Genomic DNA, 474 nt, shown 5'->3' with positions numbered 1-474 from the left:
ACTGATACAAACTTTTATTAATATTATCTAAAATCAGCAGCCAATCGGGAGTCAATTTACTGATTGCAAAATAAAGTGGGTTATATTGCAACGGTATGGTTTCTTGCGCTAGCGAGCTTAATAAGAATTTTTTTTCAGAGGAGGTTAACGAGGAGTATTCTACAGAGAACTTGAGCACAGTCGGATCACCTATAATTAAGTCAACACGTTTCGCTGCCAGTAATTGTACCAGCTGTAAATCATCAACTGCGCTAATAATTTGAAATTCATTATTGTCCATCATGGCATCAAACTCGGGGGTATTTTGATAACCGCGTACAACCCCTATTTTTTGACCTTTAAGTGATTTTAAATTACCTGAAAACCGATCAACTTCACCTTTTCGTTTTAAAAAAGCAATTTCACCGCCTTTAAATGAATTTGATAAACCCAGTAATTCACGGCGTGTTTTGCCCTGCACATATTCAGACTCCG

General features: G+C 36.9%; 1 protein-coding gene. It reads right to left on the bottom strand.

The window, feature by feature from the left end:
* Nucleotides 1-474: substrate-binding periplasmic protein (locus CWB66_RS21475; protein WP_138587007.1), on the bottom strand; the 474-nt coding region annotated here is incomplete at both ends.

The sequence above is a fragment of the Pseudoalteromonas sp. S558 genome (genome assembly GCF_005886635.1).
In the GTDB taxonomy this organism is placed as follows: domain Bacteria; phylum Pseudomonadota; class Gammaproteobacteria; order Enterobacterales; family Alteromonadaceae; genus Pseudoalteromonas; species Pseudoalteromonas aliena.
Note: the sequence above shows the minus strand (reverse complement) of the source record. Positions and strands in the feature narration are given on the sequence as shown.